This window comes from Klebsiella sp. CN_Kp066 (genome assembly GCF_040065135.1).
Taxonomy (GTDB): domain Bacteria; phylum Pseudomonadota; class Gammaproteobacteria; order Enterobacterales; family Enterobacteriaceae; genus Klebsiella; species Klebsiella oxytoca.
In genome coordinates, this window is sequence record NZ_JBEAIU010000035.1 from 177,452 (window position 1) to 201,077 (window position 23,626).

Consider the following 23,626-nt stretch of genomic DNA (forward strand, 5'->3'; position numbering starts at 1 on the left):
TGCAGAGAGAGCATCCTGGAAGTGGATTGACACGCTATCCATGCGGTTGCGCTTCGTCTCGGGCGCAGCCGCAGCTAAAACAGCATTTTGCCAGGACACCGGGGCACGCCTGAAGAAAAACGGTGAATGGCACGCTCGTTTTCCTGGCCTCAGGCGCCGGTTTCATTTTTTATTCGCCTGTTAATGTATTCCACGGCCTGAGAGACATCCATAATCCCATTTATCGCGTTCGTCACGCCCTGGCCGATAATAATTTCTGCCTGGCGCAGGTTGAAAGGCTTACCCTGCGTACCCTGCGACTCTCTTATCCCGACCATGCCCTTTTCATTCAATAAATTAAACCATGGATAAAGGTTAAGGACGTTCTGATCGTGACAAACCCCTGACCAGGCGCAGTTTCCTCCGAGCAGAACCAGATGACGCGCAATTTCATCGGAATAAAGCCAGTTGAAGAACTGCTCAACCTGTTTTTTCTTTTTGCTGTAGCGGGACATCCCAATGGATCCCCCTCCCAACTGTGGAAGCTGTCCCGGGACTGAAGCATAGCCGATAGTGGGGGCGATAGGGCTATGCGCGACGTCATTGAACAAATTGAGATACATGATCAACATGGCGAGGTTGCCGCGCTCAAACTGCTTAACGGCGTCACTCCACCATTCTCCTGAGAGATTCACGGCGACGGAGAGCTGTTGCAGGTACTGTTCAAGCGCCGTAGCGGCAAGCGAAGTCTCCAGTTGAACCGGTTCGCCTTCGCGAACCAGACGTCCGCCGAGCGCGTAGTAACGCAGCAGATATTCCGTGGCGATAAGCCCTGAGCTGCCTAAGGTCACCGCCGTGCCCATCGGGCGCAGTCTGTTATCCGGCTGATGCTGGCGACTGAAGAAAGCCGCTAACTCATCAAATTGCGCAAAGTTTTCGGGTAGCGTTAACTCTTTTCCCGTCGTTTCGTAGAACATCCGTTTTATCGTCGCATCTTCAAAGAGATCGCGTCGGTAAAACAGGAGCTGCATACTGGCATCAAAGGGGATGGCCCACGCGGTGCCATTCACCATGCTGAAGTGCTGTCGAATCTGGTCAGAAAAATGAGTCAGCAGCTGCGGCAGCGCAGGGGAAATCGACTCCAGCGGCAATAACGCTTTTTCTGCAAACCAGGGAAAACAGGCCATATCGATGCGCAGGAGATCGTAATAGGGATGCAGATGAAGATGGGAAAGAATTTCAAACACTTCATCATAAGGATAAACCGCAAGATTTACCTTGATACCGGTCTGACGATAAAAGTGAGGTAACAGTTTTTTCAGCGCATCGGTTGAGGGGCTGGGCAAAATTAACATATTCAGCGTCGCCTCGGTCTCAGGCGGCTGGACGGATTGGCCATCTAATGAAAATCCGCTATTTGTCAGAATTCGATGCGTTACCTGTTTTTTAGGCTGGCGAATATGGGAAGCGATGGCGGTACCCAGGCGACCATAGTCCATCTGGTAGTTTGTGACGCCGTCGAAGGCTGCCGGAAGATTATCACTCAACTGCAGTATCGGTGGACATGACTGCGCGCTACCAAACCAGGCTGCCTGCGTCACGGCTCGCGTTTTATCACTATCCTGAGTGATGAAAATATCGGGGGCAACGCCGCGGAAAAAATCAAACGCTACGGTGTTAGACTCGCCCGCCTGCGAGGATAAAACGGTGAGCTTAGTCTGCGGACTGACTGTCCGGCAGGTCTCCTGTATCGCCTGAATAAAACATGCGCTATGAGCATATTCAAGGGGTTCGCAGAAGATACCGATATGGCCCGGCCGCTGCGCGAGCGCTCTTCTCGCAAGGTGTTCACCCGCAGTGACGTAATCGAGGCTGAAATAGTTGTCAGCTCCGGCAGGTTGTCGGTACGCAAAAAGGATCTGTTCCGCGGGCAGCTTGAGCATTTCATAATAAGGTTGGCTATTGCTCAGGCAGCTGACGGTAACAATGGTCTGGTAAGATTTTGCCGCCAGCGTTTGCAGAATCTCCAGTTCCAGGTTGGGCAGATCGTTGGTCAGGTAAAGATCCAGCGGTTCGCTTAATGATGGCTGACACACCTGATGTAAGCCCCGGTAAAGCTGGTAATACTGCTCCGCATTAATGTCTGGCAGCAGCAGCGCCACCCCCTGGCTTTTACTGGCTCTTAACGATTGCGCCTGCGCATTTAACTGATAGCCCACTTCCTTAGCCGCTCGTTGAACCGCTTCAATCTTCTCAACGCTGACATTTCCTCTGCCATTAAGTACGTTCGAGACAGTGCCGTGTGACACACCGGCTATCTTTGCTATGTCTTTGATTGTTGGCATATTTTAATCCTTACCCTCATGCGTTGATGCTAGCACGGCATACCGCTGAAAACTATCGTTGCCGGTGTTATTTGAACGTTACAAAATAATTTTGTGTGATTTATAGACATTAAAAATATTAATCTTTTCCGGCTTGAGACGAGTAACCATGTAGTAGAAATGACAATTTGTTGAAATTTAAGATAAATACAATAAGTTTTTGAAGGGGATCACTTCTGGGAAAAAAGATCGTTGTTCCTGTTAAACGGCAGAATCATAATTGACACGTTCCAATTACGTTTGATTACATTTCTGATGATAAAAACAGCAACCTGTTAGTGATAAGAGGAAATCATGAAGATCCATTTTCTGGGAACGGCAGCGTCTGAAGGGATACCTAACCCGTTTTGCCGCTGCGAGCATTGTCAGCAAGCCCGTATACGTAAGGGAAAAGACATTCGTACACACTCTTCCGCGATTATTGATGATCAACTGTTGATTGACGTCGCGCCGGAATTTAGCCAGCAGCTGCTGCGCGACGACATGGACGCAACTGAAATCAGGTCGCTTCTGTTTACCCATACTCATCCCGATCATTTCAACGTCGGCGATCTTTTCAGCCGAATGGAGGGTTACGGATTTGAGATTACCCATCCGCTGAATATCTTTGGTAACGATCGTGCGATTAACGGTGCGGCAGAGGTTTTGCCGGGCTTTAGCGCAGAGCGCTTTGCCTTTCATTGCCTGGTGCCCTTCGTCACCGTAGAAACCCGTGGTTATCGGATAACTCCGCTGCTGGCTAACCATGCTAAATGGGAGCTTTGTTATACCTGGTTTATCGAAAAAGAGGGCCAGTCAATATTTTACGGTCATGACTCTGGCTGGTTTCCTGAGCTCACCTGGCAGTGGCTGGAAGGCAAAAAAATCGATCTGGCCGTTCTGGAGTGTACTTACGGCTTTAATGGAGAAAATCGTACCAATAACCATATGAGTCTGGAAACGGTGTTCGCTGCCAGAGACAGACTGGCGGAACTGGGCTGCCTGAAGAAAACAAGTCAACTTATCGTCTCGCATATTTCACACAGCGGCGGTCTCCTGCACGATGAGCTAGTAGCAGCATGCGATAAAGAGAACATTCTTGTCGCCTGGGACGGGCTTAACCTGAGCATTAACCAATAAAGGATATGCAATATGGACCTTAATAAAACACCACGCCTGTTAATTATGATGTTCATACAGTACTTTATGCAGGGCGCCTGGAATATGACCATGGGGCTGGTATTAAGTACCTATGGAATGGCGACCATAATCGGCTCATCCTATGCCTTGCTCGGATTAGCGACAATTATTTCACCGTTATTTATTGGTATGGTGGCCGATCGCTTCTTTGCGTCACAAAAGGTCATGGCGATCCTGCACTTAGTCAATGCTGGCGTTCTGCTGTTTGTTCCGCAATTTATTGAAGCGCAAAATACCGGCATGACGCTGACCATGATTTTCCTGGTCGGTCTGCTGTTTTATCCGACAACGGCGCTGGCTAACAGTATCAGTTTCAGCCATATCAATGGGGTTAAATATTTCCCATTCATCCGCGTTTTTGGCACCTTCGGCTTTATGGCAATCGGCTTTATCATTGGTGAAATGGGCTATTCCGGCAACACCGTTACCTGGTATATTGCGGCAGCTTCCGGCGTCGTCCTGGGCTTATATTGCTTCACATTGCCGAATACGCCGCCAAAAGCAAAAGGAAACGCTTTTGTGCTGCGCGATCTGTTATGTCTCGATGCTCTGGCACTCTTCAAAGATCGTAGCTTCAGCGTGCTGATGCTGAGTATCTTTGTCTTAATGATCCCCAAAACCGCATATTCCGCCTATATTCCGGTCTTTTTGAAAGCGCTGGGGTTCGAAAATGCCGCATCAATGATGCAGATCGGGATTGCCTGCGAAGTGATTTTCATGTTCCTGCTTTCGTTCTTCTTACTAAAAGCCGGCTTTAAAATCACGCTGATGCTGGGGGCCGTTTGCTGGATCATCCGCACGCTGTTGTTTGCTCATGCCTCGCTGGATGCCAACATGATGTTTGTGCTGATTGGCCTGATGTTACAGGGATTCTGCTGGGACTTTTTCTTTACCGTCGGCGATATTTATGTTGACCGCAAAGCCGCGCCAGAGATCAAAGCGCAGGCGCAAAGCTTGAGGTTTATCGTCTCCAACGGCGTCGGGCTGCTGTTTGCTTCTACCGTTTGCGGGCAGATTTTTAACAGTACCGTGACAGAGCAAGGGCCGGAAGCGTTACCGCAATGGGAAACATTCTGGTTAGTTTCAGCCGGTGTCGCCGCGGTAGTGAGCGTCTTCTTCCTGATTTTCTTCCGCGACGATCTGTCAAAACGCAAAACGGATCTCGCATTGAAGAAAGCGAACTCCTGATTGATAACGGATCTTTCATTAAGGTAATGATATGAATAATCTGGCCGCCACGATCGTCGATCACGGATGGTTTCCGTTATTGACCATCGTCAAAATCAGCATTGCGTTTATTCTGGGAGGCATCATTGGCCTGGAAAGAGAATCGAAAGGGAAACCTGTCGGATTCAAAACCTGCGTCATTTTGTCTGTCGCCAGCTGTGTGTTAACCATCGTTTCAATACAGTCGGCGGAATACTATGCTGAAATTTCGATGAACATTCGTAGCGATCCGATGCGCCTGGCGGCCCAGATTATCAGCGGCGTCGGTTTTCTGGGGGCGGGAGTGATTCTGCATCGACACGACGATGCTATTTCAGGCCTGACGACGGCGGCCATTGTCTGGGCATCAGCCGGGGTTGGAATTACCTGCGGCGCCGGTTTTTATTTTCATGCTTTTTTCGCCACGGGTTTGTTCTTATTGGCGATAAAATTAAGCCCGTTCATTATATTCCTGCAAACTAAAAATCAGTTCCCCGGAAAAGTGAAAGTACGGGTGGTTCTTGATGAACGAGGGGCCCTTGAAAAGCTGATAAGCCGTATCCATCAGCAAAAAAATATTATCGAGAATATTACGATTAGAGACCTTAAAAAGGGAAAGATTGAGGTTAATTTGAAAATGGTTATTCGCCAGAAAATGACCTTACCTGACTTATACCACGATCTGTCTCATGTTGAGCATGTCTGCGCGCTTGCCCTTGAACATTGATTAGTATAAAAATGTAAATTATGTGGCCGCTGGTTCTCTTTCACGTTGGCGGTACCAATACACCCGATATCGGGTGTATTGGTAAGCGTAATGATAGTGAAAATGAGGAATTAAAATGATTAATGCGCTAATTTAGCGTCAGCCCAGTACGTTACAATTCTCTGATGATGATCTCCTCAAGTTGTTCGATGCTTATCTTCCTGATTTGCTCACATGAGAGAGAGGGTCTGATAAGTCGGAGATGCATACTGTCGTTAACAATTATTATCAATGGTTTCTCATTGCTACTGCGAATAATATCCAGAATCGAACATATTTTCCACATTGTCATTATACCTGTAGTTGATAAAACAAGTTTTTCATTTATATCATACAGCCTTGAGTAAAATGATAGCCTATATCATCGCCGGGATGAGGAGAGGGATTCGTCCTAATATAATATCTACCAGCAACTTGGTTGAGAATTATTCTATCCTTCTTTTCCCATTTATTATTGTTTTGATTTAAAGTAAATAAAGTAGAACCATTAACTAATTGGCTTAATACCCATTGTCTGTTTCTGCAAATGCCTGGTTTAATGACGCCATCGAGTTCGTGATGAATATAAAACTCTACCAGCAGGAAATGACTGTCATTATATTTTGCGCCAGCAACCAGGAATTTGGCCCAACGATAGCTGTACATGATATGCCTCTTATTACTTATTGTTTAATCATTAAATTAAAATCTACATATTATTCGCTTTGAGTGCCGGGAAACTACTTTTTAAAATATATAAGGAGGCAAGGATTACTGCAATGGAAGATTTACTAATCAATAATTATAAACATATCAGGCGTAAGAAATTAATTATCATTTTCTTATAACCATTGTTTTAACTTTAAAAGCGATTTTTGTGCGAGATTTAAAGTTTTTTTAAATAAATTTAATAGGTATCGGGCATGGTTAATTAATGCATGATGTAATTTTTTGTTATAGATTATTTCTAGTTCATTCAAAAGTATTGGTTGTTGTTTCATTTGGCGCAAAGAATTTGAAACGGCACACAGAATCCAATTAAATAAAAAATGGTGATAACATTTATTATGTTTTTGTTGTTACTATTGGTTTACTGCTAAAGAGTAGTTTTGTGATGTATGCGCCGTTAGCAGGGATGAGCGGGTGTCGAAGAGCGAACATCAGGGCTCCACTGATGAGCTATAAGCCTCTAAAAAGCTGGCACAACGTGTTGACAATACTTCACTTTCTCCGGGATGCTGTAGGGCCCAATAGCTCCTTGCCTTTTATCAGCATACCCTGCTATTCACAGGATGCAGATAACATATGAAGTACTTAATTGAAAGCAAATTGTTTTATAACGCTGAGTCTGGTGAGCTTATTTATATTGATATCGGTGTAACGGAGAAACACCAGTTAACCAAAACGGCTAACCATATTCTGGCTATACTGATGGCGTCACATGGGAAGGTCGTTTCTCGACAAAGTTTCTTAGAGCAAGTCTGGGAATCCCGTGGACACGAGGCATCAAATTCATCTTTAAACCAATATATTAGTATCCTCAGAAAGAAATTATCATTCCTGATAAGAAAAGATAATATTATATTGACAAGCCCCGGCGTTGGTTTTTATCTCTCGAAAGACATCAAGGTCAAACGGTATGATGACGCAAGCCAGGAAGGACTACCTTCAGAAAAATTACGTCAGCAACGATTTCGTTACCTAAAACACGGAGGCGTGGTAGCTTTGATAGCCAGTTTGATTATTGTTTTTTTTGCCAGGTATGAAGTGGCCGCAACATCGATTCTGGCTAAGAGTTCAAATAACCTGGAAGAAATCGGTAAGTGTCAAATAAGATCTTATGTTCAGATCCCTGAAAGTATGCAGGAAAAATTACTTAATATTTTGGTTAGGCACCATCCTGGGTTACTTGAACATTGCCAAAGCAGTCCAGCCAGGTTGATAATATATGCACAAAGAAACGTTTTGCAGGGTAAGTCTGGGGGGATATTTTCATCTTTTTGCCCTATGGATAGTGTAAATAAGAAAATAATTTATTGTAATAACGTTTATGTAAGTCAATGGAGGCAGCATGACTAACAACGTGCTCTACCGTTCCTGCGGTTTATTAGGCTGCGCTATCATTGTTCTGATTATTTATGTGTTGTGCTTATTCAGTAAGAAAAGCAAAATGAAAACATGTGAGGCCAATGTATACTATAATATATCATCCTTAAATGATTCATATACATTTGATGGTCATGTTTTATTTGATATGAATAATAACACTGGTTATGTTTCCTTGTCCGGAAAAATAGTCGATGGCGATGAGACTTACTATCTGTCACAGGACATCAACTTTGACTACATGGCGGTGGGTGAGGGCCGGTATAAATTATTGCCAGGTAAACAAGATACTAATAAATATGGAGATGTTCCTGATGATCTTGTAATGCCACTTTATGATATCATGGGCTTATCCGGGAAATCCCCCATTTTTATCTTTGCTAAAAATCGGGATTATATAGTCTGGGGAACGCTGAATACGCCGGTTATGACCTGCGTCTTTACTTTGGATCACTGAGCGACAGATCTCTGTCTAGGCAGAAGCGCTGATAAAACCCGGCGACTGACGCCGCCGGGAACGCCATTACTTTATCGCCCCCTCAAGGATAAGTTTGTCCTTTTCTCCCCGGGTGATGCTCTGCTGATGCAGGCTATCAGCGAGCGTCACGTCATTGACGGCGAAAAACGCCCAGGCCTGCGGTGTATTAGCGAACGTTACCTCATCAAACTGGCTGTCGCGCAGGAAGGAGATACTGGTCGCTTTGGTGTTACGGAAACTGACGTTGGAAAAACGCAGATTCTGGTGATAGGCATCGCGAGAATAGGTCAGTCCAAATGATTCTGCCATTTCGGCTACCGTCATGCCGTCAATCAGGATGCTGTGCTTAGCCGAAGTACCATCGACGGTGAGGTCCTGCACCTGAACGTCGCGGAACTGAGCGGGCTCGTCGGCAGGGGTCGTATCATTCACGTCGGCGCTGTATTTGATAGTAAAAACGAACGGCTCTTTGGCGATATCTTTCATCGCATTATGGCGGAACAGCACATCCCTTACGCCACCGCCGTAGTAAGGGCGGCTTTTCATGCGCAGGCCGACATCGGTCATATACATGACGTTATCCTCGGCGCGAACTTTTTCGATCCATGCTCCGGTATGGCTACCGGTCACCACGGCGCCGTGGCCTTTACGGAAATAGTTATTAAAGATCCACGCCCCGCTTTGCGGCTGTTGATGAAAAGTTTCCGCGCCTTTACCAAACCCGGCGGCGAAATTGACGCAATCATCCCCGGTATCAAAGAAGTTGTTGAAAACCAGCGCATTCTGGCTATTGCCGAACTCCACGCCGTCGGCGTTATTGCCGTCAAAGGTCTGGTGAACCAGGCCATTGAGCGTGATATTTTTTGACTCCAGCGCCATTACCCCGTGGAACGCGGGGTTGCGGATTGTCAGCCCGGCAAGATAGAGGTTGTGCACGCCGCGCAGAGTCATCAGGCTGGAGCGGCGATTTTTATAGGCGCTATTGCTTTCGATGCCTTCCGCAATAGCCGCTTCGGTCTGATGCTTTGCCAGAATACCGTCTGCGCCAACTTTATTGGCATTACTGGCCCGGTACTGCGGCAGTTCATTGCCCATTTCATCGATAATTGTGGCCTCGCCGCCGCTTTTGACGCCCCGGGTCCAGCCGTTGCCGTCAATCGTACCTTGACCGACGAGGCGAATATTGCGAAACGTCCCGGCCGGAGACTCGCCCTTATCGTCCGCTTCCAGCACGTTAATTAATGATGGCGGGCGACGGGGCTGCGGATGATCGCTGTAGGGATAGAGGTAATAGCCTTTTTCCAGCGGATACTGGGCCGGATCGTCTGAACCCAGCAGGGTGGCGTCAGCCGCAATCTCCAGGGTCATATCGCTGTGCAGGAACAGCGCGCCGCTCTTGAATATGCCGCCGGAAATCAGCACCTTGCAGCCCTGAGGATAGTGCGAGACCGTACAGTTATCGATCGCCTGCTGCAGCGCCTGGGTATTCAGCGTAGTGCCATCACCCTTTGCACCAAAGGTTCTGGCTTCGATGACGTGCGGCGTTTTGCGGGTTTGCGCTTTAACCACCGCGCTGTCCGGAGATTCCTGGCCATCGGCGTAGACCGCGCGCACCGTAAAGGCATATTCCGTATCCGGCTGCAGGTGAGTGACCGTAAAGGTACGCAAATCGATTGGCTGCTGCCAGCCGTCGCTGGCAATCCGCTGATAGAAGTTATCAATATAGGGTTTGGCCGGTGAAAAATGGTTTTGATTTTCGCGCGCCAGACCCAGCCGCTCGCCCTGGCGGTAAATCGCGTAGTCCACCACCTGCTGCGTCTCTGATTCCGGCTTTTCCCAAACCAGCACCAGGCTATTTTCATCAGCAGACAGGACGGGAACCATGACGTTCTGCGGCGCGGAGGCGGGCGCTTCCGCCGGGTTATCGCGGTTTACGCCGCTGTCATTACAGCCGCCTGCGAGTCCGGCCAGGGCGATAGTCAGCGCCAGCATAGGGCGTGAAGGTCGGAAGGTATTGCGCATATATTTTCCTTAATGTCATATCTCATGGGAAAACAAAACAATAATTCATTTATAGTGAAATTCTATTTTATATTTGCTTTGGAAAATAAACGCGAGTCAGCTCAATCTTTCAGCAGATGCTAAATAAATGTGGGTTGGATAAGAGAAACGCGGCCAGAAGTAAACCTCGCTGGCCAGATTTCCTGTTACTGCGCGGCATAATCGAGACGATAGCCGCAGGAGGTCGGTAGCACATGTGCAAATCCCGAGCCGCCAAGATGCATACCGGCGACGAGCAGGTTTTCGCTTGCGGCCCGGGCGAGGAGCGATTCCCGCGTCGCTCTGGCCTGCGCGGGGTCGCTATCAAAAGCGATGGCAGCGGCGGGCCGGGCGGTCTGAACATGCGGAAAATGGACAATATCCCCCCAAATCAGCAGGCTTTGCGGAGCGGAGTCGATGCGAAACCCGCAATGGCCCGGCGTGTGTCCGGGTAGCCAAAGCGGGCGGATACCCGGGACGACCTCTCTCTCATCGAGAAAGCTGAGGCGGCGGGCCCACGCGCCCAGGGTTCGGCGGGCGAGGGCGAAGTTGCGCTGTCCCCGCTCATTTGCCCGATTCAACATACCGTCATCCTGCCAGTACTCCGCTTCCAGAGGATGCAGATGAAGACGGGCGTTGGGAAAGCATGGCGCGCCGTGAGCATCCAACAGGCCGCCAATGTGATCCGGGTGGCCGTGGGTCAGTAGTACGGTATCGATCTCTTCTGCTCCAACCCCCGCCGCTTGCAAACTCGCGGCAAGCGTGCCGCCTCCTGTACCTGCATCGACCAGAATCGTCCTTCCCTGGCCGCGAATAAGATAGGCATTAATGTCGATATCATCCGGCGCAATGATGCCGGCATGGCGCTGGATTTCCAGAGCATCATCGCTATTGATACCGGACAGCAGCGTCAGGCTGGCGGCCATACTGCCGTCGCTAAGGGCCATCACCTGAAAGTCGCCAATCTGGCGGGAGATAAAAGCGGGATTGCGCATTATGGCCTCTTAGCGTGCATCAGGTTGAATATCAAGAGAGCTGAGCAGCTGAGCGCCCATGGTCTCGTAGATGCGGTATTTTTCCTGTCCCGCAAGCAGCCTGGCCTCCCGGCGCGGCAGAATGTAGGCCACGCGCTGCGGCGGATTGTTATCCAGCCCGGCAGCGTGCAGTATGGTCGGCGGATACCCCAGTTCTGCGTCAATGAAGTCCAGCGGCGCCGGGCTGAGTAACAGAACCTCATCCTGTGAGACCTGCGGAAATACATCGTCGTACCGATACAGGTTGCGGCGCCAGTCGCAAATATGCGCCTGCCAACGCGAAAAGTTGCCGCCGCCTTTAAGCCGATACTCTTCGCTGGCGATAACGGCTGCATCGGTAATGGTATGAATCGCCAGATACAGCGGGCTGCGGGAGGAAAGGGCGCGAAAGCGCTGCGAGGCGCGGAAACCGCCGACGGAAACCAGCGCCGGCAGCTTGTGCTGGCTGTAAAACGTATTCCAGCTGGCTTCGCTTTCCGGATCGGCGTAACTGCACTCAACGATATATAGCATGGGCAAGCCTCTGCATGATTGAAGGGTGATATTGACGTTTAATCATCCTACGTGCTGCACTGAGCCGCCTGAAACGATATTATTTCATCCTTCAATGATCTTTTGTCATCAATGCACCACGTAAACCGGATACCCGTATGCGAAAAAAACTCCCCAGCAGCGCCTCTCTGCAGGCCTTTGAGGCCGCCGCCAGGCACGGTAATTTTGCCCGCGCGGCGGAAGAGCTGTCGCTTACCGAAGGGGCGATAAGTCGGCAAATCGCCCGCCTGGAATCGCTGCTGAACTGCAAACTGTTTGAACGGACGGGAAGCCGGGTGCGGCTGAATCCTAACGGCGCGCGCTATGCGCACCATGTGCGCGAGACGCTGGAGCGGCTGGAACGCGACGCTCAGTATCTGATGGGCGTCGCGGACGGCAGCCGAAGCCTGGAAATCGCCTCCCCCCCGACCTTTGCCAGCCGTTGGTTGATTCCCCGTCTGGGGGATTTTCATCGCCGCTACCCGGACATCATGCTGAACATCGCGGTCAGAACCGAGCCGTTTATTCTTACCGGCAGTGGTTTTGATGCGGCGGTGCACTTTGAGCATCCCGCATGGGCCGGAATGCGCCGGCAATTTTTGTTTGAGGAGCGGCTAGTGCCGGTATGCCATTCTGCGTTGTTCACGGGAGGCGAAGCCTTGAGCCAGTTGAACCTGTTACCGCGCATTCACCGACGGCAAAACCCCGACGCCTGGCCGCGCTATGCTGAAGAGTGTGGGATCGCGCTGGATCATCCGGCGCGGGGCGTGCGCTACGATCTGCATGAGATGGCGATAGCCGCCGCGCTGGCCGGGCAGGGCGTTGCGCTGGTACCGCACGTGTACGTTGAAAAAGAGCTTGAAAACGGGACGCTGGTTGCGCCCTGGCCTTTGGCTCGCAGCCTGAGCAAGCGCTTTTGTCTGGTTAAACCGCTGGAGCCCGGGATCAATGAATCGGCGCTACAGGCGTTTGAACAGTGGCTACTGGCGCAATAAGGCCCGAACGCGGGCCCTGGTCTCGGTCAGGCGTGGGATAAAAGCGGGAACATCAGCTTATGCGCTTTGAAGATATTTTCTTTTTGTCCGTAGATAAACAGAAGATCTTCGCCTTCAATTTTTTCATACTCACCAACCCGGTTCTCTTTGGGAGTAAAGCCCAGCACGGCCTGATAGGTATTTTCATCGGCGAGCTCATTAATAATGGCCGACAAAGAACGGCCGCTGTCGCAAAAAATATCAAAACAGATCAGCGCCGGTCCGTTTTGCATCGCGATGGCGATAGCCTGATTTTTCTCGGAATAAAAGACGAAGTGCTTCATAAACGCGGAACAGTAAAACATCAATAAACCGAAGTTATTCTGTACGCGCAGCTGCGAAAAGGGATTCGATTTTTCATAATACCGCTGTAATAGCGCGACATCCTCCGGCCGATCCATATCGAGCTTGCGGAAGTCGCCCGCCGCCGGCATTACCGGCAGGATAGCCTGATGCTCCTCGGTGCGCTCGAAGCCGAATTTTGGATAAAAATCAACGGTGTTTGGGTTAGCGAACAGAAAGAAAGCATCGGCTTTATCCTGCCAGTCCGCCAGAATGGCATTCACGAGCTGACCGGCGAGGCCCTTATTACGATGATCGACATCGGTCATCACGGTACCGATTTGAATATAGCGGCGGGGTTCATCCTGCCAGACCAGATCGATAATATTGGCGGAGGCGTTAGCAATCACTTTATTGTTGCTGACGAGGGCGTAGGGAATATAGGCGTCGGTCCAGTATCCTTTGCGGTACCACTCTTTAAAGGAGAGATCGAAGGTTTTAATCGCAAGATCAATGAAGCTATTTCTTAAAACGTCATTGTGCACAATTTGCTTATCTAATTTGTAGTTCATCGTCGACATTCCTTTACGCTGCGGGTGAGGCGCTGTTTTTCGGCCATCTGTTCGGCGGTCCGATCTGTGCCGGGCGACCTAAAAATAGCATATCCCCACGGTTGGGCGACGATTGTCGTGCCTAAGCTTTGCTCAGGTCACACATTCGGCGAAAATAAGGTCAAAAAGGGCAGACTTTCGTATCCCCAGGGAACATCGCGGTGAATCAAAGGAAAGTCTTTAGCAAATGAAAGTTTGTCACGCTTCGAAAACGGAGAAGAATATATTGCGTTCATGGTCATGACCCCTATCATTAATAGGTAGGGGAAATGTGTTATCATCCCGCCTTTCCCTTTTCGTCCTGGGGCTCTTTTTTATGCAACAACCTGTTGTTCGCGTTGGAGAATGGCTGGTTACTCCCTCTGTTAACCAAATTAGCCGCAAGGGGCGTCAGCTAACTCTCGAACCGCGCTTAATCGATCTTCTGGTTTTCTTTGCCCGCCATCCTGATGAAGTACTGAGTCGGGATGAGCTTATCGACAACGTCTGGACCCGCAACGTTGTGACCAGTCACGTCGTCACGCAAAGCGTTTCTGAGCTACGTAAGTCGCTGAAAGATGGCGACGATAGCAGCATGGAATATATCGCTACCGTTCCTAAACGCGGCTATAAGCTAACGGTGCCGGTGATTTGGTGTACGGAAGAGGGGGAGGAACTGACGCCGGTTATTCCTGCAGAAACGCCGACGGTCGCCGTGGACGCGCCATCGGTTTCCCCGCAGCCTGAGGCGGCTGCGCCAGAGATGGCGCCGGTGGCGAAGCCGGAAAAACGTAAGCGGCTGAGTACCTTTATCGTCTGGGGCCTGTTTTTGCTGGCGCTGGCAAGCTGCGTGGCGCTGGTGGCATTATCCACCCTGGAGTCGCGCCCGCCGGTCACAAAAACCCGCATACTGCTCAACCCGCGGGATGTTGATATCCACCTGCTCAGCGGCAATACCTGTAACAACTGGTCATCGCAGCACTCCTATGCCATCGGCCTGGGGAGCCTGATTACCACCTCGCTGAACACGTTCTCCACCTTTATGGTGCATGATAAAACCAACTACAACATCAATGAGCCGAGCAGTTCCGGAAAAACCCTGACCATTGAGTTCGTCAACCAGCGGCACTATCGCGCGCAGCAGTGCTTTATGTCGGTCAAAGTGGTGGATAATGCCGACGGATCGACGATGATGGACAAGCGTTACTTCGTGACCAGCGACAACCAGCTGTCGATTCAAAACGACCTGCTGAGTAGCCTGTCGGACGCGCTTAAGCAGCCATGGCCGGCGCGAATGCAGGAGATGCTTAAGCAGTATCAGCCGTCGCAAAGTATCGCGCTCACGCATTTCTATCAGGCACATCAGTTATTAATGAACGGAGACGTCGATTCGCTGGGCAAAGCCAGTAGCCTGCTTGCCGATGTGAATAAGCAGTCGCCGGACTTTACCTACGCCTGGGCGGAAAAGGCGCTGGTGGACGTATTACGCCATTCCCAACAGCCGTTAGATGATAAACAACTGGCCGATCTTTACAGCGAAATAACCCGGGTGGGTAATATGCCGGGGATTAAAGATATGGCAATATTTTATCAAATTAAAACGGTAGACATGCTGGGTAAAGGCAAAGTCGATGAAGCCTACAGCGCGATTAATTCCGGGATTGATCTGGAAATGTCGTGGATGAACTATGTGCTGCTGGGCAAAGTGTACGAAATGAAAGGACAGAACCGGGAAGCTGCCGATGCCTATCTGACGGCGTTTAATTTACGGCCGGGAGAAAATACGTTTTACTGGATTGAAAACGCGGTATTCCAGACCTCCGTAACCCGAGTGGTACCGTATCTCGATAATTTCCTCGCTTCAGAATAAGTAAACCCTCATCACGGCCATGGTTTTGGCCGTGATGAGGTTAAAATTATGTTTCTCATGAGCCGCCAGATTGTTATATCTTATAACCAGTTCGGTCCCGCATGTAACACCTTTTCAACACAATTTAGAGTTCGCAACTTATTGAAAAATAACTTCATTTATCTTTTCCTGATATCAACATGTCATCCTGATATGTTGCGCGAAAAAGGTCAAAATATCATTTGTCTGATGTTTGCAGTTATTTCACTTTATCTTTAGGACTTATCTCGTACTAATCCGTAATCTTGTTGGCAGTTGGTCGGGTCAATAAAAGGTTCATCATCATGATCTGTACCTCCCAAATAAACTTAGGAGAAAAGCAAACATGAGTTCTGCCAAGAAGATCGGGCTATTTGCCTGTACCGGTGTCGTCGCCGGTAATATGATGGGGAGCGGTATCGCATTATTACCTGCAAACCTCGCTAGCATCGGTGGTATTGCCATCTGGGGTTGGGTGATTTCTATTATTGGCGCGATGTCTCTGGCTTATGTTTATGCCCGACTGGCGACCAAGAACCCGCAGCAGGGCGGCCCTATTGCCTACGCCGGTGAAATATCTCCGGCGTTCGGTTTCCAGACCGGTGTGCTTTATTATCACGCCAACTGGATCGGTAATCTGGCAATCGGCATTACCGCCGTCTCTTATTTATCAACGTTCTTCCCAATTTTAAATAACCCGGTGCCGGCAGGTATTGCCTGTATTGCCATCGTATGGATATTCACCTTCGTGAATATGCTCGGCGGGACCTGGGTTAGCCGCTTGACAACCATTGGCCTGGTGCTGGTACTTATTCCGGTAGTTATGACCGCCGTGGTCGGCTGGCACTGGTTTGATGCCGCAACCTATCAGGCAAACTGGAACACCTCCAGCACTACTGACAGTCATGCGGTAATCAAAAGTATTCTGCTCTGCCTGTGGGCCTTTGTCGGGGTGGAATCCGCCGCCGTCAGTACCGGAATGGTGAAAAACCCGAAACGCACCGTGCCGCTGGCTACCATGCTGGGCACTGCGATGGCCGGTATCGTCTACATCGCAGCGACTCAGGTTATTGCGGGTATGTATCCTGCTTCTCAGATGGCCGCATCCGGTGCGCCGTTTGCAGTGAGCGCCTCCACTATTCTCGGCGGCTGGGCTGCGCCGATGGTTTCCGCCTTCACCGCCTTTGCGTGCCTGACTTCGCTCGGTTCGTGGATGATGCTGGTGGGTCAGGCCGGCGTACGTGCCGCCAATGACGGTAACTTCCCGAAAGTGTATGGCGAAGTCGACAGCAACGGGATCCCGAAAAAAGGCCTGCTGCTGGCCGCGGTGAAAATGACCGCGCTGATGGTACTGATTACCCTGATGAACTCTACCGGCGGCAAAGCTTCTGACCTGTTCGGCGAGTTGACCGGTATCGCGGTACTGCTGACTATGCTGCCTTACTTCTACTCCTGCGTTGACCTGATTCGCTTCGAAGGCATCAATGTACGCAACTTCGTCAGCCTGATTTGCTCCGTACTCGGCTGCGCGTTCTGCTTCATCGCCCTGATGGGGGCAAGCTCCTTCGAACTGGCCGGTACCTTTATCGTCAGCCTGATTATCCTGATGTTCTACGGTCGCAAAATGCACCAGCGCCAGAACAACGACAACTCAGCAGATAGCAACACCGCCAGCGCGCATTAATCAGCAACCCTATTCCTGAGGCTCCTTCCATCACCTGTCACGACGTGGCGGGAGGGGCTTTCTTTATCTGGAGATTTGACTATGAACGTTATCGCAATCATGAATCACATGGGTGTCTACTTCAAAGAAGAACCCATCCGTGAACTGCATCGCGCCCTCGAACGCCTGGACTTCCGTATTGTCTACCCGAACGACCGTGAAGACTTATTAAAACTTATCGAAAACAATGCGCGTCTGTGCGGCGTTATCTTCGACTGGGATAAATACAATCTCGAACTGTGCGAAGACATCAGCAAAATGAACGAATATATGCCGCTGTATGCCTTTGCAAATACTTACTCAACGCTGGACGTCAGTCTCAACGATCTGCGGATGCAGGTTCGCTTCTTCGAATATGCGCTGGGCGCAGCGGAAGATATTGCGAACAAAATCAAACAGAATACTGACGAGTATATCGACACCATTCTGCCGCCGCTGACCAAAGCGCTGTTTAAATACGTACGTGAAGGCAAATATACCTTCTGTACGCCAGGCCATATGGGCGGTACCGCGTTCCAGAAAAGCCCGGTCGGCAGCATCTTCTACGATTTCTTTGGTTCCAATACCATGAAATCCGATATCTCCATTTCGGTATCTGAACTTGGTTCTCTGTTGGACCACAGCGGCCCGCACAAAGAAGCGGAAGAGTACATCGCTCGCGTCTTCAACGCGGAACGCAGCTACATGGTGACGAACGGGACCTCTACCGCTAACAAAATCGTCGGGATGTACTCTGCGCCAGCAGGTAGCACCGTACTGATTGACCGTAACTGCCATAAATCGCTGACCCATCTGATGATGATGAGCGACATTACGCCAATCTACTTCCGCCCGACGCGTAACGCCTACGGTATCCTCGGCGGTATTCCGCAGAGCGAATTCCAGCATGCGACCATCGCGAAGCGCGTAAAAGAAACCCCGAACGCGACCTGGCCGGTGCACGCGGTGATCACCAACTCCACCTATGATGGTCTGCTGTACAACACGGACTACATCAAGAAAACCCTGGATGTGAAATCCATCCACTTTGACTCCGCGTGGGTGCCTTACACCAACTTCTCGCCGATTTATGAAGGCAAATGCGGGATGAGCGGCGGCCGCGTTGAAGGCAAAGTGATTTATGAAACCCAGTCCACGCACAAATTGCTGGCGGCGTTCTCTCAGGCTTCGATGATCCACGTCAAAGGCGACGTTAACGAAGAAACCTTTAACGAAGCCTACATGATGCACACCACAACGTCTCCGCACTACGGCGTGGTGGCTTCTACGGAAACCGCGGCGGCGATGATGAAAGGCAACGCCGGTAAGCGCCTGATCGACGGCTCTATCGAACGTTCTATCAAGTTCCGTAAAGAGATCAAACGTCTGAAAGGCGAGTCCGACGGCTGGTTCTTCGACGTCTGGCAGCCGGAACATATCGATGGTCCTGAATGCTGGCCGCTGCGTTCCGACAGCGCATGGCACGGTTTCAAAAACATCGACAACGAGCACATGTATCTCGACCCGATTAAAGTCACCTTGCTGACCCCGGGGATGAAGAAAGACGGCACCATGGATGAGTTCGGTATTCCGGCCAGCATCGTGGCGAAGTATCTCGACGAGCACGGTATCGTGGTCGAAAAAACCGGCCCGTACAACCTGCTGTTCCTGTTCAGTATCGGTATCGATAAAACCAAAGCGCTGAGCCTGCTGCGCGCGCTGACCGATTTCAAACGCGCGTTCGACCTGAACCTGCGGGTGAAAAACATGCTGCCGTCGCTGTATCGTGAAGATCCTGAATTCTACGAAAACATGCGCGTTCAGGAACTGGCGCAGAACATTCACAAATTGATTGAGCATCACAACCTGCCGGACCTGATGTTCCGCGCGTTCGAAGTGCTGCCGACCATGGTGATCACGCCGTACGCCGCGTTCCAGAAAGAGCTGCACGGTCAGACCGAAGAGGTGTATCTCGAAGAGATGGTGGGTCGCGTTAACGCCAACATGATCCTGCCGTATCCTCCGGGAGTGCCGCTGGTCATGCCGGGTGAAATGATCACCGAAGAGAGCCGTCCGGTGCTGGAGTTCCTGCAGATGCTGTGCGAAATCGGCGCCCACTACCCGGGCTTTGAAACCGATATCCACGGCGCCTATCGTCAGGCGGATGGTCGTTACACCGTTAAAGTGCTGAAAGAAGAAAACAACAAATAATCGATGCACAACAGGGAAGTGGCTTGCCACTTCCCTTTTTTCACGCTGCAAGGAGAACATATGAAAACACCCTCACAGCCGCGCGCGATTTATTACATCGTTGCGATCCAAATCTGGGAATATTTCAGCTTTTACGGCATGCGTGCCTTGCTTATCCTCTATCTCACCCATCAGCTCGGCTTTGATGACAGCCATGCCATCAGCCTGTTCAGCGCTTACGCCTCTCTGGTGTACGTCACTCCTATTCTCGGCGGCTGGCTTGCCGACCGCCTGCTCGGCAACCGCACGGCGGTGATTGCCGGCGCGCTGTTAATGACGCTTGGCCACGTGGTGCTGGGCGTCGAATCCACTTCCACCTGGAGCCTGTATCTCGCGCTGGCGATCATTATCTGCGGCTACGGCTTGTTCAAATCCAACATCAGCTGCCTGCTGGGCGAACTCTATGCCGTTGACGATCGGCGCCGCGATGGCGGTTTCTCGCTGCTGTACGCCGCCGGTAACGTCGGCTCCATCGCCGCGCCCATCGCCTGCGGGCTGGCGGCGCAGTGGTACGGTTGGCATATCGGCTTTGCGCTGGCGGGGATCGGCATGTTTGTCGGCCTGATGATCTTCCTCAGCGGTAGCCGCTACTTCCGTGATACCCGCGGCGTCGATAAACAGGCGCTGCGGACGGTGAAGTTTGTGCTGCCGACCTGGGGCTGGCTGGTGGTGATGCTCTGCGTTGCGCCGGTGTTCTTTACGCTGCTGCTGGAAAATAACTGGTCCGGCTACCTGCTGGCGATAGTTTGCGTGTTCGCCGCCCAGATGGTAGCCCGCATTATGGTCAAATCCCCGGAACATCGCCGCGCGCTGTGGCAGATCGTTCTGCTGATGCTGGCCGGTACCCTGTTCTGGGTTCTGGCGCAGCAGGGCGGGAGCTCGATTAGCCTGTTCATCGACCACTTTGTGAACCGCCGCTTGCTGAATATTGAAGTGCCGACCGCGCTCTTCCAGTCGGTTAACGCCGTGGCGGTGATGGCGGCGGGCGTCGTACTGGCGTGGTTGATGCGTCCGGAAGGTTCCGTGCGCTCGGCGCTGCGCGTATGGCTGAAGTTCGCCTTTGGCCTGGTGCTGATGGGCTGCGGCTTTATGCTGCTGGCGCTTAACGCACGCCACGGCGCGGCGCAAGGGCAGGCATCGATGGGCATGATGGTGGCCGGACTGGCGCTGATGGGCTTTGCCGAACTGTTTATTGACCCGGTGGCGATGGCGCAGATCACCCGCCTCAATATGCCCGGCGTTACCGGCATGCTGACCGGCATTTATATGCTGGCGACCGGCGCGGTCGCTAACTGGCTGGCGGGCGTCGTCGCCCAGCAGACCACCGAGTCGCAAATCAGCGATACGGCAATTGCCGCGTATCAGCACTTCTTTGCGCAGATGGGCGAATGGACGCTGGGCTGCGTGGCGATCATTGTCGTCGTCGCCTTCGCCGCCGCGTTCAGCGTTGGCAAACGCCGCGCGGCCGCCGGTGAGCTTCCCGGAGGCGGCGCCTAGCCTTCGGCTGGCGACAGATGCGGCTTTGCGGGAAATCTCCCCCCGGTCGCGCTGCGCTTACCGGGGCGACAAAATTGTGCTGCCTGGTAGCCCGGCTAAGGCGTTTACGCCGCGAGCCGGGGATCGGCAACCTCAACAGCGGAGCGACAAGCCGCTCCTTGCACCCTTTACTGAACAGGAGGAGGATATTCTGGCGAGCGCGGAAGCCGAAGATAAAAAAGTGTTACTGAAGCGATGGCTGAGTGAAATCAGCCGGAATTGAAGCCAGGCTCCTGAAGATTATTCTTTGGTGTCGTCACCGGGACAGGCCGCGCTGGATAGCACCTGGTTCAATTATCGAAGCAAGTTTGCAAGCAGGGTTATGAGGAACCAACATGTCTGAACAACAAGCACAAGGTGCCGATGAGGCAATTGACCTTAATAATGAACTGAAAACCCGTCGTGAAAAACTGGCCGCGCTGCGCGAGCAGGGCGTGGCGTTCCCGAACGATTTTCGCCGTGACCACACTTCTGACCAGCTTCATGCGGAGTTCGATGGTAAGGAAAACGACGAGCTCACCTCTCTGAATGTCGAGGTCTCCGTGGCTGGCCGCATGATGACTCGCCGCATTATGGGTAAAGCCTCTTTCGTTACTTTACAGGACGTCGGCGGCCGCATTCAGCTGTACGTCGCGCGCGACGATCTGGCGGAAGGCGTCTACAACGAACAGTTTAAGAAATGGGATCTCGGCGACATCATCGCCGCCCGCGGTAAGCTGTTTAAAACCCAGACCGGCGAACTCTCCATTCACTGTACCGAGCTGCGCCTGCTGACCAAGGCATTACGCCCGCTGCCGGACAAGTTTCACGGCCTGCAGGATCAGGAAGCGCGCTATCGTCAGCGCTATCTGGATCTGATTTCCAACGAAGAGTCGCGCCACACCTTCAAAGTGCGTTCGCAGATCCTCGCCACCATGCGTCAGTTCATGGTCGCGCGCGGCTTTATGGAAGTGGAAACCCCGATGATGCAGGTGATCCCCGGCGGCGCTTCCGCGCGTCCGTTCATCACCCATCATAATGCGCTCGATCTGGATATGTATCTGCGCATCGCGCCGGAGCTGTATCTGAAACGGCTGGTGGTCGGCGGCTTTGAACGGGTATTCGAGATCAACCGTAACTTCCGTAACGAAGGTATTTCCGTACGTCATAACCCAGAGTTCACCATGATGGAACTCTATATGGCGTATGCGGATTATAAAGATCTGATCGAACTGACCGAGTCTCTGTTCCGCACGCTGGCGCAGACCGTGCTGGGTAAAACCGAAGTGCCGTACGGCGACCAGGTGTTCGACTTCGGCAAGCCGTTTGAAAAACTGACCATGCGCGAAGCGATCAAGAAATACCGTCCGGAAACCGAGATGGCGGATCTGGATAACTTCGATGCGGCAAAAGCGCTGGCGGAATCCATCGGTATTCACGTTGAGAAGAGCTGGGGACTGGGGCGTATCGTCACCGAAATTTTCGATGAAGTCGCGGAAGCGCATCTGATCCAGCCGACCTTTATCACCGAGTATCCGGCGGAGGTTTCGCCGCTGGCGCGCCGTAACGACGTGAACCCGGAAATCACCGACCGCTTCGAGTTCTTTATCGGTGGGCGTGAAATCGGCAACGGCTTTAGCGAGCTTAACGATGCGGAAGATCAGGCGCAGCGTTTCCAGGATCAGGTCAACGCCAAAGCGGCGGGGGATGACGAAGCGATGTTCTATGACGAAGACTACGTCACCGCGCTGGAATATGGCCTGCCGCCGACCGCTGGCCTGGGCATTGGTATCGACCGCATGGTAATGCTGTTTACCAACAGCCATACCATCCGCGACGTGATCCTGTTCCCGGCAATGCGCCCGCAGAAGTGATTGCGTTGCGTGAAAGCAAAACCCCGGCCTGCCGGGGTTTTTTAGCACTTGCAAAGCGACTTTCATCCTGCACTCGCATTTCATCAAGAGTTAACCCGCTGCTTTACAGCAGGTTATAAGGGAGCAGAACTCCGATTAGGAAAACTATCGCAGCGATCTCCGAGGCTGTATTACGTACGAAATTCCCCCCCCTTTTCTGATGAACAGGCATAGCGATTTTTTAAAATACCGCTCCGGATTTTAAACCTTAAATACGGGACTCTATTTAGAAGTAGCTTACTCCATGCATCTTATATGCTATAACAGCGCGCATAAAAAACATAAGGTGTTAATTAAATGAAAAAAATAAAGCTAATTGTTGGCAGCGTGATCTGTGCAAGTTATTTATTAGCGTCAGTGTTATCAATGGCAAGTGATAAAATAAACAGTAATGCCGTCCATTTTGATAAAGGCAGCAGCGGTACGATAATAAAAAGTACTGTGACCGGGAACGATGTCAATGATTTTACGCTGGTGGCGAAAGCGGGCCAGATGATGCATATCAGCATGACGAGCCAGTGGCCGCATCCTTATTTTAATGTTATCGCGCCTGATAATAATGCCATTTATAACGGTTCAATGAGCGGAGATACCTTTGAGCAGCGTCTGGCCGTCAGCGGTCAATATACGGTGCGGGTCTATCAGATGGGCGGCGCGCGTGATGAAGGTAAAACCAGCGGTTATGCGCTGACGTTTAAAATCACCGACTAATATTTGGCGGCTGTCTGTTCAGGCTGTCCCGGGGGGGGGGGGGGGGGGGGCGGCCCCCC

The 23,626-nt window shown here is 51.3% G+C and carries 18 protein-coding genes; 12 read left to right on the top strand and 6 right to left on the bottom strand.

Annotated elements, in window-relative coordinates; genetic code table 11:
• Nucleotides 1–149 precede the first annotated feature (149 nt).
• Nucleotides 150–2,324, bottom strand: a complete 2,175-nt coding sequence (locus ABLV75_RS13520; RefSeq protein WP_004099818.1) for an extracellular solute-binding protein — start codon at nt 2,322–2,324, stop codon at nt 150–152.
• A 333-nt stretch (nt 2,325–2,657) separates the two neighbouring features.
• Here ABLV75_RS13520 and ABLV75_RS13525 point away from each other — a divergent pair, with 333 nt between their 5' ends.
• From ABLV75_RS13525 to ABLV75_RS13535, 3 genes are read left to right on the top strand one after another with little or no spacing between them, the layout of a single operon-like run.
• Complete coding sequence (locus ABLV75_RS13525; protein WP_004099819.1) at nt 2,658–3,482, top strand: MBL fold metallo-hydrolase; 825 nt, start codon at nt 2,658–2,660, stop codon at nt 3,480–3,482.
• A gap of 12 nt (nt 3,483–3,494) precedes the next feature.
• Nucleotides 3,495–4,730, top strand: a complete 1,236-nt coding sequence (locus tag ABLV75_RS13530) for an MFS transporter (RefSeq protein ID WP_004099821.1) — start codon at nt 3,495–3,497, stop codon at nt 4,728–4,730.
• A 31-nt stretch (nt 4,731–4,761) separates the two neighbouring features.
• Nucleotides 4,762–5,475, top strand: coding sequence for an MgtC/SapB family protein (locus ABLV75_RS13535; RefSeq protein WP_004099822.1), 714 nt, complete (start codon nt 4,762–4,764; stop codon nt 5,473–5,475).
• A gap of 363 nt (nt 5,476–5,838) precedes the next feature.
• Here ABLV75_RS13535 and ABLV75_RS13540 read toward each other — a convergent pair whose 3' ends face one another.
• Nucleotides 5,839–6,159 (bottom strand): hypothetical protein, encoded by a 321-nt coding sequence (locus tag ABLV75_RS13540; protein ID WP_004099830.1) that lies wholly within the window; start codon nt 6,157–6,159, stop codon nt 5,839–5,841.
• 639 nt (nt 6,160–6,798) lie between these two features.
• Here ABLV75_RS13540 and ABLV75_RS13545 point away from each other — a divergent pair.
• Both ABLV75_RS13545 and ABLV75_RS13550 read left to right on the top strand, forming a co-directional pair.
• A complete protein-coding gene (locus ABLV75_RS13545; RefSeq protein WP_004099833.1) occupies nt 6,799–7,572 on the top strand; it encodes a helix-turn-helix domain-containing protein in 774 nt (257 codons plus the stop codon).
• Nucleotides 7,565–8,056, top strand: coding sequence for a hypothetical protein (locus tag ABLV75_RS13550; protein ID WP_004099834.1), 492 nt, complete (start codon nt 7,565–7,567; stop codon nt 8,054–8,056). The genes ABLV75_RS13545 and ABLV75_RS13550 overlap by 8 nt, the downstream gene beginning before the upstream one ends.
• Before the next feature lie 66 nt (nt 8,057–8,122).
• On the opposite strand, the gene ABLV75_RS13555 is transcribed toward ABLV75_RS13550, so the two are convergent.
• The 3 genes from ABLV75_RS13555 to ABLV75_RS13565 form a co-directional block, all read right to left on the bottom strand.
• The gene (locus ABLV75_RS13555) at nt 8,123–10,099 is read right to left on the bottom strand and encodes a glycoside hydrolase family 28 protein (protein WP_004099836.1); all 1,977 of its coding nucleotides are present in this window, start codon (nt 10,097–10,099) and stop codon (nt 8,123–8,125) included.
• A 185-nt stretch (nt 10,100–10,284) separates the two neighbouring features.
• Nucleotides 10,285–11,112, bottom strand: coding sequence for an MBL fold metallo-hydrolase (locus ABLV75_RS13560; RefSeq protein ID WP_004099837.1), 828 nt, complete (start codon nt 11,110–11,112; stop codon nt 10,285–10,287).
• Between the two features lie 9 nt (nt 11,113–11,121).
• Entirely contained in the window at nt 11,122–11,664 is a 543-nt protein-coding gene (locus tag ABLV75_RS13565; RefSeq protein ID WP_004099838.1) for a hypothetical protein, read from the bottom strand.
• A 137-nt stretch (nt 11,665–11,801) separates the two neighbouring features.
• On the opposite strand from ABLV75_RS13565, the gene ABLV75_RS13570 reads away from it, so the two are divergent.
• Nucleotides 11,802–12,677: a LysR substrate-binding domain-containing protein gene (locus ABLV75_RS13570; protein ID WP_004099840.1), complete on the top strand. Its 876-nt coding sequence runs from the start codon at nt 11,802–11,804 to the stop codon at nt 12,675–12,677.
• A 26-nt stretch (nt 12,678–12,703) separates the two neighbouring features.
• On the opposite strand, the gene ABLV75_RS13575 is transcribed toward ABLV75_RS13570, so the two are convergent.
• Entirely contained in the window at nt 12,704–13,570 is an 867-nt protein-coding gene (locus ABLV75_RS13575; RefSeq protein ID WP_004099841.1) for a GNAT family N-acetyltransferase, read from the bottom strand.
• 355 nt (nt 13,571–13,925) lie between these two features.
• Here ABLV75_RS13575 and cadC point away from each other — a divergent pair, with 355 nt between their 5' ends.
• The 6 genes from cadC (at nt 13,926) to ABLV75_RS13605 (ending at nt 23,567) form a co-directional block, all read left to right on the top strand.
• On the top strand, nt 13,926–15,458 hold the full coding sequence (gene cadC, locus ABLV75_RS13580; protein ID WP_016808755.1) for a lysine decarboxylation/transport transcriptional activator CadC: 1,533 nt from the start codon (nt 13,926–13,928) through the stop codon (nt 15,456–15,458).
• Nucleotides 15,459–15,822: 364 nt separating this feature from the next.
• Entirely contained in the window at nt 15,823–17,160 is a 1,338-nt protein-coding gene (gene cadB / locus ABLV75_RS13585; RefSeq protein WP_004099844.1) for a cadaverine/lysine antiporter, read from the top strand.
• Between the two features lie 81 nt (nt 17,161–17,241).
• Nucleotides 17,242–19,389: a lysine decarboxylase CadA gene (gene cadA / locus ABLV75_RS13590; protein WP_004099846.1), complete on the top strand. Its 2,148-nt coding sequence runs from the start codon at nt 17,242–17,244 to the stop codon at nt 19,387–19,389.
• Nucleotides 19,390–19,449: 60 nt separating this feature from the next.
• Nucleotides 19,450–20,925, top strand: coding sequence for a dipeptide permease DtpD (gene dtpD / locus ABLV75_RS13595; protein WP_004099848.1), 1,476 nt, complete (start codon nt 19,450–19,452; stop codon nt 20,923–20,925).
• A 374-nt stretch (nt 20,926–21,299) separates the two neighbouring features.
• Nucleotides 21,300–22,817 (top strand): lysine--tRNA ligase, encoded by a 1,518-nt coding sequence (gene lysS, locus ABLV75_RS13600; protein WP_004099849.1) that lies wholly within the window; start codon nt 21,300–21,302, stop codon nt 22,815–22,817.
• A 336-nt stretch (nt 22,818–23,153) separates the two neighbouring features.
• Nucleotides 23,154–23,567, top strand: a complete 414-nt coding sequence (locus ABLV75_RS13605) for a hypothetical protein (RefSeq protein ID WP_004099850.1) — start codon at nt 23,154–23,156, stop codon at nt 23,565–23,567.
• Nucleotides 23,568–23,626 lie beyond the last annotated feature (59 nt).